The following is a 16,557-nucleotide window of genomic DNA, read 5'->3' as shown; positions in this document are numbered from 1 at the left end:
GGGTACAGGCCCGGCAACGACCACGAGATATGGCGGTAAGCCGCGAAAGCGGCACATCAGGATGAGGGCAGACGGTGGCAACCCGAGCACAGAGCGGGCTGATCCTATCGATTGATCGGTGGCGGAAATCCCGAAAACTGCGCAATTTTAGCACCTTGGGGCTGGTCCTTTTGGGGCCGCTTTTGGCGCTGGCTACGTATTTGGTCATCGGTCCGTTTGACTTGGGTTCGGCAGCGCCGACGCTGCGGCTGATTCTGCTGGCCGATCTGGTCTATGTGCTCGTTGTTGCGGCGTTGGTTCTGGGTCAGGTCGGCAGCCTGATCGCTGCGCGCCGGGCAAAATCTGCCGGGTCCCGTCTGCACCTGCGGCTGATCGGGGCGTTTACGTTGCTGGCCTTGGTGCCAACGGTGACCGTTGCGATTTTTGCCGGTCTGACGGTGAATATCGGGCTTGAGGGATGGTTTTCGGATCGGGTTCGGCAGGTCGTCGGATCATCCCTGTCCGCCGCCGAAGCTTATGAGCTTGAACACCGCAGCGGTCTGACACAGGACGCAATTGTTCTGTCCCGTTTCCTCGATAACGCGCGATCATTGGATTACTACATCTCGGACGCGGAACTGCGTGAGGTTCTGGCGCAGGGGCAATCGCAGATTCAGCGGGGCCTGCGCGAGGCGTATGTTATTGATGGCAGTGGCGAAATCAAATCCCGCGGCGACCGCTCGTACTTGTTCAACTATGAGGAGCCGACGCCGGAGCAGATGGTTGAGGCAACCGACAGTGGCCTGATCATCATCGCAGATTGGCAAAACAACGAATTCCGCGCGCTGGTGCCGTTGCAGGCCTATCTCGATCGCTATCTGTATGTCAGCCGCGAAGTGGACGGTGAACTGCTGACGCTGCTGGATGACACCAAGGAAACGGTTCAGTTTTACCAGCAACTGGAAAGCGAACGAGGGCGGGTTCTGTTCGAGTTCGGGCTTTTGTACCTAGGCTTTGCCGTCATCCTGATCCTTGCTGCGATGTCGCTGGGAATGTGGTTCGCCGAACGCCTGTCGCGCCCAGTCGGCCGTCTGACAACAGCCGCACAAAGAGTCGGCGCCGGGGATCTGAGCGTTCAAGTCATCGAAGAGGCCAGCGATGACGAGATTGCCATGTTAGGCCGTTATTTCAATCAGATGACGCGACAACTTAAAGGACAACGCGACACGCTTCTTGAAAACACGCGCCAGATCGAACGCCGTCGTCGGCTGTTCGACTCGGTGCTCAGTTCTGTGACCTCCGGTGTGGTTGGCGTTGATTCAGATGGATGTGTTACTTTCGTAAACCGCTCGGCTGAGCGTCTTTTGGATTGGTCGCGCGGGGAAGAACACTTGGCCATCGGCATCGCGGTTCCGGAATTTCTTCCTTTATTTGAAAGCCTGAAGGACAGCGGCCAAGAGGCCGTGCAGGGTGAGATTAAGGTGACGCGAAAGGGGCGGTTGGAAAACCTGTTGGTCCGTATGGCGATCCGGCGTGGCGAGGATGGCGGTTTGGAAGGCTACGTGGTGGCCTTTGACGATGTGACCGATCTGGTCAGTGCACAGCGTATGGCGGCTTGGGGCGACGTCGCTCGCCGCATTGCGCATGAGATCAAGAACCCGCTTACGCCGATCCAACTCAGTGCGGAACGGATCAAGCGCAAGTTCTCTCGCAAACTGGACGAAGAGGATTGTGACAGCCTTGAATCCATGACCGATGTGATTGTGCGGCAGACCAATGATCTGCGGCGGATTGTGGATGAGTTTTCAAAATTCGCGCGGATGCCTGAACCCGACCGGCGTGAAGAAGACATCGTCGGACTGGTGCGCGAAGCCGTTTTGTTGCAGCAAGCCGGACAGCCGGATGTGCAGATCGACGCGACCCTGCCGGACAAACCCATCCTGGCGGATGTAGATGCGACAATGTTGAACCAGGCATTGACGAATTTGATCAAGAACGCGGGTGAGGCCATTGAAACACTTAAGAAAAAAGGTCCGCCTGGTAACCTGAAGCCACAGATCAAAGTGGATGTATCCAACGATGATGCGGGTACGGTCATAACAATTGCTGACAATGGTATAGGGCTGCCCGAAGATCGAGCGCGTTTGTTTGAACCCTATGTCACCACTCGCGACGAGGGCACGGGTCTGGGCCTGCCCATCGTCAAAAAAATCATAGAAGAACATGGCGGAGCGCTGACTTTGGAAGATGCGCCCGTTTTCGACGGACAGGACCATTTCGGTGCGATGGCCGTGATCCGTTTGCCGGGGGGCAAATCACCCCAGAATTCAGCGCCACAACAGCAGGCAATTCATACTAACAAACTGAAAGCAGGCCAAAGATGAGCGACATTCTGATCGTAGATGACGAACGCGATATTCGCGAGCTGGTGTCCGACATTCTGGAGGACGAAGGCTATTCAACCCGACTGGCGGCAAACTCGGATGAGTGTATGTCGTCAATTAACTCCGAGCCACCGGGACTGTTGATCCTTGATATCTGGCTCAAGGACAGCCGCATGGACGGGATCGACATCCTGAAGGCGGTCAAACGCGACAATCCCGATGTTCCAGTGGTGATCATTTCCGGCCATGGCAACATCGAAATTGCCGTCGCAGCCATCAAGCAGGGCGCTTACGACTTTATCGAAAAGCCATTTAACATAGACCAGTTGATGGTTGTGATCCGCCGCGCCATGGAAACGTCGCGCCTGCGTCGCGAGAATGCCTCGCTCAAGCGGCGTGAGGTTACCAACTCGGACATGATCGGCAAATCGGCCTCGTTCCGGGCGATGCAGGGCCAGTTGGACAAGGTTACCAAGTCAAACGGCCGTGTAATGCTGAGTGGTCCGGCCGGGTCGGGCAAAGAGATTGCGGCCCGTTATATCCACGCCCATTCCAACCGTGCCAATGCGCCGTTCGTCACCGTCAACTGCGCGGGGATCGAACCTGAGCGCGTTGAAGAGGTGCTGTTCGGGCGCGAGTCATCCGAACGCGGGATCGAATCCGGCTTGCTGGAAGAGGCCCATGGCGGCGTGGTCTACTTTGACGAAGTGGCCGACATGCCGTTGGGGACACAATCCAAGATCCTGCGGGTTCTGGTCGACCAGCAGTTCCAAAGGGTAGGCGGGTCCGACAAAGTGCGTGTGGATCTGAGGGTTATCTCATCCACGAACCGCGATCTTGAGGACGAAATCGAAGCCGACCGGTTCCGCGAAGAGTTGTATCACCGTCTGAACGTTGTGCCGGTTGCCGTCCCGTCGCTGGAGGAACGGCGTGAGGACATTCCCGTTCTGGCACAGCATTTCATTGAAATGTGCAACGAATCCCAGGGCTTGCCCATTCGCGAGATCTCGGAAGAGGCGGTGGCGTTGTTGCAGACCATGACCTGGCCCGGCAATGTGCGTCAGCTGAAGAACCTGATCGAGCGTGTCCTGATCCTGGGCGATGGAACAGGCCCGATCGAAGCTCGTGAATTGCCGACCGAAGAAGAGAAAACCGACGACTCGGGCCGCGTGGTGTTGTCCGGTGCGTTGGCGACCTTGCCGCTGCGCGAAGCGCGCGAGGCGTTCGAACGCGAGTACTTGCTGACACAAATCAACCGTTTCGGCGGCAATATCAGCCGGACCGCCAGCTTTGTCGGTATGGAACGCAGCGCGTTGCACCGCAAGTTGAAGTCGCTGGGTGTTGTGACGTCGAACAAATCCGGAGCGCGGGTTGCGCAAATCGACGAACCAGAACCGGCGGAGTGATCCGCCGGGAGGCATTGATGGCAGAGCCCACAGTCACACTCCAAAGCAGACCAATCGGGTCAGGGTATCCGGCCTTCGGCCCGCGTTTGAAACGGATACGCAGGTCTGTGGGGTTCAAGCAGTCAGCGCTTGCCGAGTTGTTGCGGGTTGACCAAACTACCATCTCAAGATGGGAAAACGGCGTTCAAACCCCGGATCCAGAGGTACAGGCCGCGGTGTTTTCTGCCATTGGTTCATCCAGACGAGATGACAGCGCCCTGAAGAGGTTGGTGGAAACGTCAAGCGACTGTATCCATCTGGTGGAAGAGGCCAGCCACAAGTGTCTGGCATATTCGGCCAGTCGTGCGCGCGATTGGAAAACCAGTCAGAGTGCATTGCTGGGCGTACCACTGTGGCAGTTTGCGACAGACGAAATCCGGCAGGCCGAGGCTGAGTTGCAGAATGACGGTTGGTGGGATCTGCAGCACCCGGAACCCAAAGCCTTTGTTACTTCTGAGGTTCGGCATGATCAGATCAGGATTAGTGCGGGCCAGATAATTTGGGAACGGCTTTACCTGTCCGATGGTACGCCGGTTCGGTTGGTCAGCGGGACGCGTAAAAGCCGCGCATAATTTATGCGTGTCCGTGGAACAAAGTGGCCTGTAGAACAAGTTCATGACTCAGCCTGTTCGCGTTTTTGCACAAGTATTTATCCTGTGGCTTGCCGGGTTGGGCGCAGCCACGCAGTTTGCCAAGATTGCGGTACCTTTCGCTGATGTCGGGCTGCTTTACCCTGATTACACGGGTTCCATCGGGTGGTTGTTATCAATCATTAGTCTGATCGGCGCTGTTCTGGGGGCTGTATCCGGCGCGGTCACAGGGCGGGTAGGCCCCGTTAGGCTATTGGTCTTTGGTCTGGTTCTCGGCGGCGCAATCTCGGTGTTTCAATCGACGATACCCGGCTTTTACGCGATGCTGATCAGTCGCGTGCTTGAAGGGATGTCTCATCTCGCGATCGTCGTCGCCGCCCCGACGCTGATCGCGCAGATCACACAAGGCAAAGCCCGCAACGCGGCGATGGTTCTGTGGAGCAGTTTCTTTGGGGTGGCTTTTGCCATGAACGCCTGGATTGGCCTGCCATTCGTCGATCAGTTTGGGCTGGCTGCCTATTTTGGCTTGCATGGCGGATTGATGTTGGCGACAGCGGTGCTGATCGTACTGGCCCGGCTGCAATTGGACATGCATCCACCGGAAACGGTGCATTGGAATCTGAGGTACATTGCCCAGGTTCACTTGCAAACTTACCGTTCGGCATTTGTGGCTGCTCCAGCGCTGGGTTGGTTCTTTTACACGCTGACCTTTGTTTCTCTGCTGGCGATACTGCCCGGTCAGTTGCCCGAGGCGACCCAAGCGTCGATTGCCGGTCTGATGCCGCTTGCGGGGATTGTGTTGTCTTGGCTGGTCGTTCCACTGCTGTTGAACTTCGTGACCAGTATCACCGTTGTCAACCTTGGGTTTGGATTGGCTATCCTCACGATTTCAGCGTTGTTTTTGGGCGCTCCGTTGTCTGTCGTTTGCATCGCACTGTTCGCGGTGCTGGGCCTTGTTCAGGGCGGCAGTTTCGCAGCTGTACCGCAACTGAACGCGACCGCCGAGGCGCAAGCGCTCAGTTACGGAGCGATGGCGCAGATGGGCAATGGCGGCAATCTGCTGGGCACGCCGCTTTTGCTTGCAATCCTGTTGCGCTCAGATGAGGCTATAATGCTGGCAGTGGTGGTCTGCATTTACCTTATGGCCATCGCAATTCACGTGTGGTTTGCGAAAAGGCGACAGTAGGCCGGGTCTGCCTGATCCCGTCAGGTTTGGCCGGCTGTGATGATCTGGAAAGACCCGTCGTCAAACTTCACATAGCAGGATTGGGTGCTCAGCGGCGGAAATTTCGTTGTGCGTGCAGGCGTAACCTGTGACTTTATGCTCTGTCTACAGGGCGGAAGGCTAATCGGGCGAAACCCTTTTTTAGCCATGCATTGCGCCTCGACCTGATCGCGCAGACCTGCGTTAACGTCGACTGTATAGACTCGCCCGGGTTCCCACCAACCCGGCGAGCGATAGCAATGCCCGTGGCCGTCGCAATACGTGCGCCCGGGCCAATATGTGGGCGGGCTCTGCCGTACCTGATTGGCGACTGGTACTGCGTTTACCGCTTTGACCTGACATTGCGTGGTCTCGGACTGCGCGCGCGATACACTTTCACCCTCGCGGTAATACAGCGACAGGGGGCCGGTGCAGGCGGACAGGAACATCACGGGAATGATCAGGCGAAGTACTGATTTCATAGGCTTATCTTGCCTCAGTCTCGCAGGTATGACAATTCAATTGACCGCTTTGGGGGCATCTGTCATTCAAGGATTTCAGGCAGAAGGGCCAGAAACATGAAGGTCATCATATGCGGTGCCGGTCAGGTCGGCTGGCAGATCGCACGTCACTTATCGGGCGAACTGAATGATGTAACGGTGGTGGACAACAATCCCGATCTGGTACGCCGGGCAACGGAAACACTGGATGTTCAGGGAATTGCCGGATTTGCCAGCTATCCAGATGTGCTCGAACGCGCAGGCGCGCGGGATGCAGACATGATCATCGCGGCGACCCATTCGGACGAGGTGAACATGGTCACCTGTCAGATGGCACACTCGATTTTTTCCATCCAGCGCAAGATCGCGCGACTGCGAGCAAAATCATATTTGCAGGCGATCCATTCGGACCTGTTCCGTCGTGACCATTTGCCCATTGACGTTGTGATCAGCCCTGAGCGCGAAGTCGCAGCCGCTGCGATGCGCCGCCTTTCGGCCCCGTCGGCCTTTGATACTGAGATGTTTATGGACGGGCAGGCGCAGTTGCTGGGCATTCGCATCGATGAAGACTGCCCGATTGTGAACACCCCATTGCGGCAGCTCACGGATCTGTTTTCGACGCTCAGTTCGATCGTTGTTGGCGTACGGCGCGAAGGCACGTTGTTTGCGCCTGAATCCGAGGACCAGCTGTTTGTCGGTGACGAATGTTATGTCTTTACCAATGTAAAAGACGTGGATCGCACGATGGAGGTTTTTGGGAAGGCCCAGAAAAAGCAGGACCGCGTGGTGATTGTGGGCGGCGGCAATGTTGGGCTGGAAGTCGCCCGAACGCTGGAAGAGCGTGAAAGCCGTGTGCGCTCTAAGGTGATCGAGCGGGACCGCCGAAGCGCTGAAATAGCAGCGGAAACGCTGGAGCGGACGATTGTTCTGAATGGCGATGGCTTGGACGCCGCCTTGCTGCGCGAGGCCGGGATCGAACGCGCCGATGCGATGCTGGCGGTCACTGATGATGATCGGGCCAACATGCTGGCGGCGGTACGGGCCAAGGCCGAAGGCTGTGCGTTGGCGATTGCGTTGATCAACGATCCCAGCATGGTTGCCCTGATGGGGCCGTTGGGGATCGACGCCTACATTAACCCGCGTGCGACCACGGTCAGCTCGATCCTGCGCCACATTCGCCACGGGCGGGTGCGGCAGGTCTATTCTATCGGGGACGCCGAGGCCGAAGTGATCGAGGCTGAGGTACTTTCCACCTCACCCATGGCAGGGCAGAGGCTGCGCGATATTGATTTCCCCGAGGGTGTCCTTGTTGGTGCCGTAAGAAAAGGCGATGAGCTTTTGCGCCCGACCGGCAGCCTGCGGATCGATGAAAAAGATGTGGTGGCGATCTTTGCCATGGCCAAGGACGTACCCGAGGTCGAGCGCCTGATGCAGGTTTCAATCGATTTCTTCTGATGGCGCGCGCTCGGAGACAGCAGATCAGGATGATACAGCGGTTGCCGCTGTTCCTTTTGATCTGGGGAATCGTTGCGCTGTCGATGTGGATTCCGGCGGTTTATGCGCTGGCTTTGGATGATCACGATACGTCCAGATCATTTTTCTATTCCGGCTTGCTGGGGCTATTCGTGGTGTCCACCATCGCTGTGGCCGCATCGAACCGCGTGCCTCGCCGTGGGACTTTGGGGCAATTAGCCGTGTTGCTGGGGTGTTTCACTGTCCTGCCGCTGTTTCTGGCAATTCCGCTGCATGATGCCTTGGGCACGACCACCTTTCTGAATGCGTATTTCGATATGGTCAGTGCTGTGACCACAACCGGAGCGGACCTGTTTCCGGACCCGGACCGCCTGACCGCACCGCTGCATCTGTGGCGCGCTTTGGTTGGATGGATGGGTGGTTTGCTGATGTGGATTGCGGCTGCTGCAATTCTGGCACCTTTGTCGTTGGGTGGGTTCGAAATTACCGCCCGTGGCCAGCCCGGACGACCGGTTTCGGGCGTGGCGCAAAGCGAAGAGGTCGATCCCCGGGGCCGTCTGATCCGAGTGACCCGGACGTTGACGCCGGTTTATGCCGGTCTGACCGCCGTCATCTGGATCCTGCTTCTGATCGCCGGCGAAAACGGTTTGACCGCAATCTGTCACGCGATGTCGACAATGGCCACGTCCGGGATTTCTCCGGTTGGTGGGCTAGAGGGCGCGCAGGCCGGAATAACGGGTGAGGCGATTCTGTTTCTGTTTCTGTTCTTTGCCTTGTCCCGGCTGACATTTTCCACCGATACGGCGACGTCCGGCTATTCCCGTTTGGACAAGGACCCCGAGTTTCGCATTGGCCTGATGATCGTGGCGTTTGTGGCGGCCTTGTTGTTCGCGCGCGTCTGGGCGGGTGTGCTTGAGATTGGCAATCAGTTGGAACCGCTTCAGGCGCTTGGTGTGATCTGGGGTATGATGTTTACGGCGCTGTCTTTCCTGACCACGGCCGGGTTTGAAAGCGCCAACTGGAACGATGCGCAGCAATTGTCAGGCCTTGGTACTCCGGGCCTGATCCTGATGGGCCTGGCCCTGATCGGTGGGGGCGTGGCCACGACTGCCGGTGGGGTCAAACTGCTGCGGGTCTTTGCACTGTACCTCAATGGCGCGCGCGAGATTGATCGGTTGATTTATCCCTCATCCGTCAGCGGGATTGGCGGCGGCAACCGGCGGATTCAAAGTGACGGGGCATTCATCGCCTGGATCTTCCTGATGATGTTTGCCTTGACCGCAGCGCTGTTCAACCTGTTGCTGGCCGCGATGGGGTCGGGGTTTGAACAGGCCATGGTCCTCAGCGTTGCCGCGCTCAGCACGACTGGGCCGTTGATCGAACTGGCCACTGATGTCCCCATTCGTCTGGTGGATTTGCCATGGGGTGCTAAGCTGACCATGTGCGCGGCGATGGTGATCGGACGGCTGGAAACACTGGCGATCATTGCATTGATTACGCCAACCCTCTGGCGAGACTGAGAATCCTCACCTTTACTGACGCCTTATTTTTCATCTGGAATATCGGTTAACGACACTCCATACTCTGCCGGAGGGAGCGCGTTGGTCCGCAGCGCGTAGCAAGAACAATGGCGAGATTATAAAAATATGGCTTCGGACAGACAGAATCTGCAGGACGCGTTCCTGAACAATGTACGGAAAGCAAAGGTCCCGGTCACAATTTTCCTGATCAACGGTGTGAAATTGCAGGGTGTCATCACCTGGTTCGACAATTTCTGCGTATTGCTACGCCGCGACGGACAGTCGCAGCTGGTCTACAAACACGCGATTTCGACGATCATGCCGTCGCAGCCGATCAGCCTGTATGAGGGCGAAGACGCCTCTTGATGGAACATGACAGGACGCGCACCCGAGCTTGGGTGCTGCATCCGGAAATCAAATCAGATGAACAGCGCCGTGTCCCCGAACCGGCGCTGGAAGAGGCGGTGGCGCTGGCTGCCGCTTTGCCCGATCTTGACGTGATTGGGTCCGAGGTCGTGCGCCTTCAGCGCGCCCAACCGGGGCTCTTGTTCGGGAGTGGCAAGATCGAAGAGCTGGCCGAGCGGCTTCACGACGCCGAGGTCGAGCTGGTTCTGATTGACGGCCCGGTGACCCCCGTTCAGCAACGCAATCTGGAAAAGGCCTGGAAGGTCAAGATTCTCGATCGGACCGGGTTGATATTGGAGATTTTCAGCGACCGCGCCCGCACCCGCGAGGGTGTGTTGCAGGTCGAGATGGCCGCGCTCAGCTATCAGCGCACGCGTCTTGTCCGCGCCTGGACCCACCTTGAACGCCAGCGGGGCGGATTGGGTTTTGTCGGCGGTCCCGGTGAAACGCAGATCGAGGCCGACCGCCGGGCGATTGATGATCAACTCGTGCGCTTGCGTCGACAATTGCAGAAGGTGATCAAGACCCGGACGCTGCACCGCGCCGCGCGCGCCAAGGTACCGTATCCGATTGTGGCTTTGGTAGGATATACGAACGCCGGTAAATCGACACTGTTCAACCGCCTGACCGGGGCTGAGGTGATGGCCAAGGACATGCTGTTCGCCACGCTGGATCCGACCATGCGGCGGGTCGAATTGCCTGACGGCCCCGAGGTGATCCTGTCGGACACGGTAGGCTTTATCTCTAACCTTCCAACCGAACTGGTTGCGGCGTTCCGCGCCACGCTCGAAGAGGTGCTGGGGGCAGATATCGTCGTGCATGTGCGCGATATCAGCCACGCGGAAACCGAAGCGCAGGCGCAGGATGTCGAAACCATTTTGACCTCGTTGGGTGTCGATGACGAACGGCCCCGCCTGGAGGTTTGGAACAAGATCGACCTGCTGAACGATGACGAGCGCGAGGCAACGTTTGCGCGGGCCGATCGCGATCCGTCGATCTTTGCCATTTCCGCCGTAACGGGCGAAGGGCTGAAACCGCTATTGGCCGAGATTGCGATCAAACTGCAAGGCGTCCGGCACGAGACGGTTCTGACGCTGGGCTTTGCCGAGGGCGACAAGCGCGCGTGGCTGTTCCGGCAGGATGTGGTGCGATCCGAAGAACAAACGGATGACGGATTTCAACTGACCGTCCTGTGGACCGACAAGCAAGCAGCGCAGTTCGCCGCGCTTTGATCAGTCAGCTAGGTTTCAATGGCAAAATCTAAGGTTGTCCTGCGCGGTCATATTTCAGTACCCGCCGAGCGGATTGCGCAAGTACGGGACGCTTTGTCAGAACATGTTGCCCTGACGCGGGCCGAGCCAGGATGCATCTCATTCGAAGTGACGGAAGACGCGGACACTCCCGGCCGGTTCAATGTGAGCGAAGTCTTTGAAAGCCAGACCGCCTTTGACGCCCATCAGGCGCGAACAAAAGCCTCGGCTTGGTTCAAAGTGACCGAAGGCATTCCACGTCACTATCAGATTGCGCGCGAATAAGCGGATAGTTGGTTACTGTCCGTCTATCTGGCGCTGATGGTCATCGGCATCATACCAGAAAAGCGATGATTGCACCTTGTTGTCAGGGGTCAATTCCCATTCTTCCCAGCCACGTGTGACGACGTGATTGCCGGTCTCGGAGTGTTGGCCTTCTAACGTCCATACAAAAATCGCGTGTGTCCCGGCCCAGCGCAGCATGTCGCAACGTACTTCAAGGTCCGGGAAATCGGCGTGAAAGCCGCGCGCCATCTCGGCAACGGCAGCGCGGCCCACGATAGGTTCCCCCCGGTTGATCGTGATCTGCCCGTCGGGAGCGTAAAAGCTGGCGACCGATTCAGGGTCGCCCGAACTCCACGCGATTGCGTAGTCGCGTGCGAGATTGTTCATCATATCCCGAATACTGGCCATCTGTACCCCCGGTTCCAAATAGTCGGCCAACAGATCGTAGGCGAAAACACCCGTGCGCGTCCACGGCAGGGCGAAAAAGGGGCAAGGTCCTGCCGAAGCGTTGGAAATCAACGGGGGATCAGATTGGTGACTCCGACCGCTGCGGCGCGGGCCAGATCCATGTCCAGCGACATCGGGATATACTCGCCACGTCGCCAAAGCTGCGCCTGATCATCATAGTAGCGCGACAGGAAGTGCCCCGATTGACCCGTTGCCGTGATGAAGACCGAGCTGTTGGGATCGGCAAAATCATAGACACCGCGATAGCCAGCACCGTGCACGTTCTGGAAGGGGTCGGGGCCTTCACCCGATGTGCGCCCGCGCAGCAGGGTGTTGTCACCTCCGCTGGTGGACTGGCGAATGTTGACGAAAAAGCGCAGAACCGGGACCGTGCCCAGAACCGGGTGGTCGTGCGTGGCCTGATGGGCATCCCCCCAACGCAGCGATTCCAGCGCGCCGCCGTATTTCTCGGAAATCCAGATCAGTGCGTCGTCCAGCGCCAGCCGCGCCATGTCGGTGCAGGTTTCCACTGGCGCGCTCTGACGCACATCGCACCAGACCGAGGCGCCGTCAATGTCGCGGAACACGCGTTCGATGAACAGCGGCTCGACATGTTTGTATTCGGCAGCCAGCGGCCCCAACTCGTCCGAGATCAACCGGATCTGCAACGCGCGCAGCCACGCGGCGTAGATTAGCGGCTCGGGCAGGTGCTCGTTCATCTCACCGTTCCATTCGGCCAACAGGGACAGGGCGACCTGACGCCGTCGTTCGGGGGTGCCATCGGGGGCGGATGCTTCGGTAAACCAAAGGTCCGCTCCAATCAGCGGCAGCAGGGAGCGGGCGGTAAAGCTGACCGTATCAAGCTGCGCCTCGATAAAGCTGTCGCGGGTGTGGACCTCGCGCGATTGCATCAGGCGTTCCCAACGATGCACCCGCTGCGTGTCGCCCCACTCGTACGAGACATGGTTGGGGAAGGGGCGGTCGATAACCTTGTTGTTTGTATTGCCCAGAATTCCCCCCGCAGGGGCCACGAATTCGGGGTTGTCTGCGTAAGGCAAGCGTCCTTGCCATAGGTTCTCGGCCAACCAGCCGGGTGTTGGGATACGCCCACGGCTTTGGTTGCGGATGTCACGTTTGGGCATCGCACCAATCAGCTTCATGCCGATCGTGTCCTTGTCGACTAGCGACAGGTTTTGCGAAGGTGCAATGAACAACTCGGCAACTTCGATCGCTTCGCGCACAGTGTCCGAATTCATCAACGCCATCGAAGCTGTCATTGACGTATCGCGCGGGCTGAGCGCGGCCCAGGACAATGACGCGACATGGCCGGGCGGAGTGATCGTTTCCAGGTCATAATGGCTGCCGGGCAAGACGGGTCCATTCTCGGTCCAGCGCAGGGTCAGTGTGATCGGGGCTTCGTCCTTGATCTCGATGATCGAGGGACGGGAGCGGAACTGTTTAAAGCCGTCGGGCGACAGGTATTCTTCGGGGTTTTCAGGGTTCAGCTGTTCGATATGAACATCCTGATCGTCCAGGTAGGACGACGTCAGGCCCCAGCCCAGCCGGTCACTGCGCCCCGTCATTATCGCGGGAACGCCTGGAATGGTCGCGCCGATTACGCCGCCTTTGGCAAGCTCAAGCCGGGCCAGATACCAGATACCGGGTGCGGTCAGGCCCAGATGGGGATCATTGGCCAGCAGGGTGCCTCCGATTGCTGAACGCGAAGGCGCTGCCGACCACGCGTTGGATGCCCCCGCCAAGCCGCGTTTCAGGAACGGCGACAAAGGCGTATCGGGCATTGGCGTGCCTTCCGCATAGCGTGGCAGCCCCGGGAAAAGTGTTGCGTATTCCGGTAGCGCCGCAATGCCCGGACCCGGTACGTCAGGCAGGATGTCGGACAACCGATTGGGATCGTTCAGCATCAAGGATGTGCGGGCGCGCAGAACCTCGTCCTTCAAGTGGCCGGACAGTTGCAGGCTCATCAGTTTGACGATGGCAATGCTGTCGCCGGGTTGCCATGGCGAAACAGGCGCATTGAACAGGAACATCTCGGGCGCACCGCGTCCCAGTGCGTTCTCATTGATCTCATCCAGCCGGGCGTTGACGCCCGCGGAATAAGCGCGCAGCGCGGCCTTGGTGTAGTCATCCTGCACTTCGACCGAGCGGTGAGCCAGGCTGTACAGGTCAAAACGGCGTAAGAGCTTATCGATGGTGACGGTGCGCTTGCCGAAGACTTCGGAAAGTCGACCTTGCGCCGTTCGGCGCATCACAGTCATTTGCCACAGACGATCCTGCGCATGGGCATAACCCAGGCCAAAGAATACGTCCGCGTCGTTTTCGGCCAGAATGTGTGGAACATTGGCGGTGTCACGCACGATCTCGACCGGCGCGCGCAGCCCGTTGACTTCGACGGTCTGGTCATAATCCGGCAGGGACTGGCTGGCCAGAAAATAGACAAGACCCACCGCCGCGACGGCCAACAGGATCAGGCCCGTAGCAATCCGAACCAGCCAGCGAAAGACAAGACCCATGAACGCCCCATGTCCCCATAATTATTTGTTGCGTGAACACTACTGGAAGGCCTGAGTAATCGAAAGAGGAACGGCCCGCGAACGTTGAGTTAACTTGTTCAGACGAAAAACCCCGCCACATGATTTTGAACATGTGGCGGGGTCCGCGGCAAGGGGGGTGGTATTTGGTATTAGGGGATGATGCGGGTGTATTTCGTGCCTTCGACCGTGGCACCGAACTTCAGGCCGGCCTGTCCGAAAACGGCGGCGACCACCGGTTTGCGTAATTGGGTCGTGTCGGTTGAGATCGACTCGCCGGTGGCGTCGACCACATAGCCGATATCCGCCCCTGCGGTCCAACCGCTCGAACGGCGGAAGTCATCCAGTGCGTCCTGCGTCATGAAGAACAGGACATGCGCATATTGCTGCGCGCCAATCTGCAGGCCAGCACTGCCGGACAAGGCCGAGTAGTAGTCGACCGTTGCACCATTAATGCGCAGCGCGCCCTGGCCATAGGCACCGCCAAAGATGAAACCCGCCTCGGTTATAAGCGGCATCACCAGCATGCCGTTGGCTTTGTTGGCGATCTCGACGGTGTTTGGGTACTTGGTGAACATTTCGTTCAAAGTGACGTTCACGCGGGCGTCAATCTGCGCCGCGTTCGAATTGCCCACACCGTTTCCGCATGCTGCGGTCAGTGTCAGCCCGGCCATGCCAAGCGCAAAGCCACGACGGTTTAGTCGGGGAGAATTGGAACTGCTCATGTTTTTTCTCTGTATTGTCTGCCTGAATTGCCGGGTGTTCCCGATCTTGTGTGCAAGAATACGCCGATTGCGGCCGTGTGTCACGGGAAAGCTGATCCAACAGCGTAGATAATAGGCGAAAAGTCGCGACCGTCCGGGGATTTAGCTCTGAAAAATGCGTGCGACCTGTGGAGCAAAGTAAGTCAGGATTCCGTCGCAGCCTGCGCGTTTGAAGGCCAGCAGGCTTTCCAGCATGACCTTCTCACCATCAATCCAGCCATTCTGCGCCGCGGCCTGTATCATCGCGTATTCGCCGGACACCTGATAGGCGTAAGTAGGCGCGCCAAAAGTGTCCTTCACGCGTCGGCAGATATCCAGGTATGGCATGCCCGGTTTGATCATCACCATGTCTGCGCCTTCTGTCAGATCTCGTTCGATCAGGCGCAGCGCCTCGTTCGAATTGGCAGGGTCCATCTGGTAGGTCTTCTTGTCACCGGTCAGCGCACCCGACGCGCCTACTGCATCGCGGAAGGGGCCATAGAATGCGCTGGCATACTTGGCTGCATAGCTGAGGATCATCACGTTGTGGTGCCCCGCAGCCTCAAGCGCGCGGCGCATCGCGCCAATGCGGCCATCCATCATGTCCGAGGGACCAATGATGTCGGCCCCAGCCTCGGCCTGCGCCAGTGTCATTTTGACCAGCGCCTCGACGGTCTGATCATTCACAATCTCGCCATCGACGACATAGCCGTCATGGCCGTTGATGTTATAGGGGTCCAGCGCCACATCCGTCATCACAGCAATATCCGGAGCCGCAGCTTTGATCGCCCGAATGGCCCGGTTCGACAGGTTGTCTGGGTTCCAGGCCTCGGCACAGTCTTCGGTTTTCAGGCTGGGATCTGTGTAGGGGAAGATGCAGATCGCAGGTATACCAATTGCCTGCGCCTCAACCGCAGCTTTGGCGATCAGGTCGACCGAGCGGCGCACAACGCCGGGCATTGATGGAACGGGTTCTTCAACCCCTTCACCATCGCGAACAAAAACCGGCCAGATCAGATCATCCGTCGTCAGCGCGTTTTCCCGCACCAACCCACGAATGGCATCAGATTGGCGTGCCCTTCGAAATCGCGTCAGAGGGTAGGGGGCGATGGTCGGTTTCATGTCGCGCTCTCCTTGAATATTCATGCATTGGGTGGCATGAATTCCCGGTGGTCTCAAGGGTATCAATGGACGCGCCAGTGCGAAGAACGCCCCAAGGACAGTGAACAAAGGGCTGATGCGTGGACTTACACTCTTCGATTTTCGAACTCATAGACATGCGCAGCTTCTCGAATCTGTGGTATTGGATCGCATTGGCGGTGCTTTGGTCGTCGGCCAGCCACTGGGCGATGGGGGTTCCCTACGATCTGCTTGTGCGTGCGCGCCGAGTTGGCGGACAATCCGAGCAGGACCTGCTGGACATCGTAAGGATCAACCGCAACAGGATGCTGTACATCGTTGATATGTCAGGCTTGGTTATTTTTGCCCTGAGCTGTTTCTTTTTTACCGGTCTTGCGATGCTGGGTTTCTACTATGGTGTGGAGTTTGCGCAGGCCGTGTTTTTGTTGTTGTTTCCCTTGTGTCTGGTGATGCTGATCAACATTCGCGCCGCGCGAAAGCTGCAAAGCATCGAGCCGGCGGTCGAGAGCGTGTCCAAGATCCTTGTGCGCTGTAGAATTTACACCCAAATCATCGGCATGATTTCAATTGTCATCACGTCACTTTGGGGGATGTACCAGAACATCTCGATTGGTGTTCTCGGGGGATGAAAACCAGAAAGGTA

Annotated in this window: 15 protein-coding genes; 10 read left to right on the top strand and 5 right to left on the bottom strand. The window is 58.0% G+C overall.

The annotated features are described in order from the left end of the window. Positions 1-74: 74 nt before the first annotated feature. The 4 genes from GOW16_RS09490 to GOW16_RS09475 are packed head-to-tail and all read left to right on the top strand — an operon-like array spanning position 75 to position 5,584. Positions 75-2,363: a sensor histidine kinase NtrY-like gene (locus tag GOW16_RS09490; protein WP_170413778.1), complete on the top strand. Its 2,289-nt coding sequence runs from the start codon at positions 75-77 to the stop codon at positions 2,361-2,363. Beyond that, positions 2,360-3,769 (top strand): nitrogen assimilation response regulator NtrX, encoded by a 1,410-nt coding sequence (gene ntrX / locus GOW16_RS09485; protein WP_170413774.1) that lies wholly within the window; start codon positions 2,360-2,362, stop codon positions 3,767-3,769. Before GOW16_RS09490 ends, ntrX begins: the two co-directional genes overlap by 4 nt. A 17-nt stretch (positions 3,770-3,786) precedes the next feature. Further along, a complete protein-coding gene (locus GOW16_RS09480) occupies positions 3,787-4,380 on the top strand; it encodes a helix-turn-helix domain-containing protein (protein WP_170413771.1) in 594 nt (197 codons plus the stop codon). Between the two features lie 43 nt (positions 4,381-4,423). Further along, positions 4,424-5,584, top strand: a complete 1,161-nt coding sequence (locus GOW16_RS09475) for an MFS transporter (protein WP_170413768.1) — start codon at positions 4,424-4,426, stop codon at positions 5,582-5,584. Between the two features lie 20 nt (positions 5,585-5,604). Here the strand turns inward: GOW16_RS09475 and GOW16_RS09470 are convergent, their stop codons facing one another. Then, on the bottom strand, positions 5,605-6,084 hold the full coding sequence (locus GOW16_RS09470) for a hypothetical protein (RefSeq protein WP_170413765.1): 480 nt from the start codon (positions 6,082-6,084) through the stop codon (positions 5,605-5,607). Positions 6,085-6,180: 96 nt separating this feature from the next. On the opposite strand from GOW16_RS09470, the gene trkA reads away from it, so the two are divergent. From trkA to GOW16_RS09445, 5 genes are all read left to right on the top strand, one after another. After that, the gene (gene trkA / locus GOW16_RS09465) at positions 6,181-7,557 is read left to right on the top strand and encodes a Trk system potassium transporter TrkA (protein WP_170413761.1); all 1,377 of its coding nucleotides are present in this window, start codon (positions 6,181-6,183) and stop codon (positions 7,555-7,557) included. Continuing rightward, positions 7,557-9,095: a TrkH family potassium uptake protein gene (locus GOW16_RS09460; protein ID WP_170413758.1), complete on the top strand. Its 1,539-nt coding sequence runs from the start codon at positions 7,557-7,559 to the stop codon at positions 9,093-9,095. Before trkA ends, GOW16_RS09460 begins: the two co-directional genes overlap by 1 nt. 126 nt (positions 9,096-9,221) lie before the next feature. Then, positions 9,222-9,461 carry an RNA chaperone Hfq gene (hfq, locus tag GOW16_RS09455; RefSeq protein ID WP_010440340.1) on the top strand — a complete coding sequence of 80 codons (240 nt, stop codon included), beginning with the start codon at positions 9,222-9,224 and terminating at the stop codon, positions 9,459-9,461. Further along, positions 9,461-10,732 (top strand): GTPase HflX, encoded by a 1,272-nt coding sequence (gene hflX / locus GOW16_RS09450; RefSeq protein WP_170413755.1) that lies wholly within the window; start codon positions 9,461-9,463, stop codon positions 10,730-10,732. The genes hfq and hflX overlap by 1 nt, the downstream gene beginning before the upstream one ends. Before the next feature lie 18 nt (positions 10,733-10,750). Then, positions 10,751-11,035, top strand: coding sequence for a putative quinol monooxygenase (locus GOW16_RS09445; protein WP_170413752.1), 285 nt, complete (start codon positions 10,751-10,753; stop codon positions 11,033-11,035). A gap of 12 nt (positions 11,036-11,047) precedes the next feature. Here GOW16_RS09445 and GOW16_RS09440 read toward each other — a convergent pair whose 3' ends face one another. The 4 genes from GOW16_RS09440 to hemB form a co-directional block, all read right to left on the bottom strand. Then, complete coding sequence (locus GOW16_RS09440) at positions 11,048-11,443, bottom strand: nuclear transport factor 2 family protein (RefSeq protein WP_170413749.1); 396 nt, start codon at positions 11,441-11,443, stop codon at positions 11,048-11,050. Between the two features lie 107 nt (positions 11,444-11,550). Next, positions 11,551-14,013: a penicillin acylase family protein gene (locus tag GOW16_RS09435; protein WP_170413746.1), complete on the bottom strand. Its 2,463-nt coding sequence runs from the start codon at positions 14,011-14,013 to the stop codon at positions 11,551-11,553. A gap of 170 nt (positions 14,014-14,183) precedes the next feature. Beyond that, a complete protein-coding gene (locus GOW16_RS09430; RefSeq protein WP_170413743.1) occupies positions 14,184-14,756 on the bottom strand; it encodes a YSC84-related protein in 573 nt (190 codons plus the stop codon). 141 nt (positions 14,757-14,897) lie between these two features. After that, positions 14,898-15,896, bottom strand: a complete 999-nt coding sequence (gene hemB, locus GOW16_RS09425; protein ID WP_170413739.1) for a porphobilinogen synthase — start codon at positions 15,894-15,896, stop codon at positions 14,898-14,900. Positions 15,897-16,015: 119 nt separating this feature from the next. Between hemB and GOW16_RS09420 the strand changes: the two genes are divergently transcribed. Beyond that, positions 16,016-16,543 (top strand): component of SufBCD complex, encoded by a 528-nt coding sequence (locus GOW16_RS09420; protein WP_170413736.1) that lies wholly within the window; start codon positions 16,016-16,018, stop codon positions 16,541-16,543. The last annotated feature ends 14 nt before the right edge of the window (positions 16,544-16,557 follow it).

Origin of the sequence: Ruegeria atlantica (assembly GCF_013033965.1) — a bacterium.
Lineage (GTDB): Bacteria > Pseudomonadota > Alphaproteobacteria > Rhodobacterales > Rhodobacteraceae > Ruegeria > Ruegeria atlantica_D.
The sequence above is the reverse complement of the archived record's forward strand: the minus strand, read 5'-3'. Positions and strand labels throughout refer to the sequence as shown.

Bases quoted from the DNA above. Each gene is read 5' to 3' on its own strand.
- ntrX (WP_170413774.1), top strand. From the start codon at position 2,360: ATGAGCGACATTCTGATCGTAGATGACGAACGCGATATTCGCGAGCTG.
- GOW16_RS09480 (WP_170413771.1), top strand. From the start codon at position 3,787: ATGGCAGAGCCCACAGTCACACTCCAAAGCAGACCAATCGGGTCAGGG.
- GOW16_RS09475 (WP_170413768.1), top strand. From the start codon at position 4,424: ATGACTCAGCCTGTTCGCGTTTTTGCACAAGTATTTATCCTGTGGCTT.
- GOW16_RS09470 (WP_170413765.1), bottom strand. From the start codon at position 6,084: ATGAAATCAGTACTTCGCCTGATCATTCCCGTGATGTTCCTGTCCGCC.
- trkA (WP_170413761.1), top strand. From the start codon at position 6,181: ATGAAGGTCATCATATGCGGTGCCGGTCAGGTCGGCTGGCAGATCGCA.
- GOW16_RS09460 (WP_170413758.1), top strand. From the start codon at position 7,557: ATGGCGCGCGCTCGGAGACAGCAGATCAGGATGATACAGCGGTTGCCG.
- hfq (WP_010440340.1), top strand. From the start codon at position 9,222: ATGGCTTCGGACAGACAGAATCTGCAGGACGCGTTCCTGAACAATGTA.
- hflX (WP_170413755.1), top strand. From the start codon at position 9,461: ATGGAACATGACAGGACGCGCACCCGAGCTTGGGTGCTGCATCCGGAA.
- GOW16_RS09445 (WP_170413752.1), top strand. From the start codon at position 10,751: ATGGCAAAATCTAAGGTTGTCCTGCGCGGTCATATTTCAGTACCCGCC.
- GOW16_RS09440 (WP_170413749.1), bottom strand. From the start codon at position 11,443: ATGGCCAGTATTCGGGATATGATGAACAATCTCGCACGCGACTACGCA.
- GOW16_RS09435 (WP_170413746.1), bottom strand. From the start codon at position 14,013: ATGGGTCTTGTCTTTCGCTGGCTGGTTCGGATTGCTACGGGCCTGATC.
- GOW16_RS09430 (WP_170413743.1), bottom strand. From the start codon at position 14,756: ATGAGCAGTTCCAATTCTCCCCGACTAAACCGTCGTGGCTTTGCGCTT.
- hemB (WP_170413739.1), bottom strand. From the start codon at position 15,896: ATGAAACCGACCATCGCCCCCTACCCTCTGACGCGATTTCGAAGGGCA.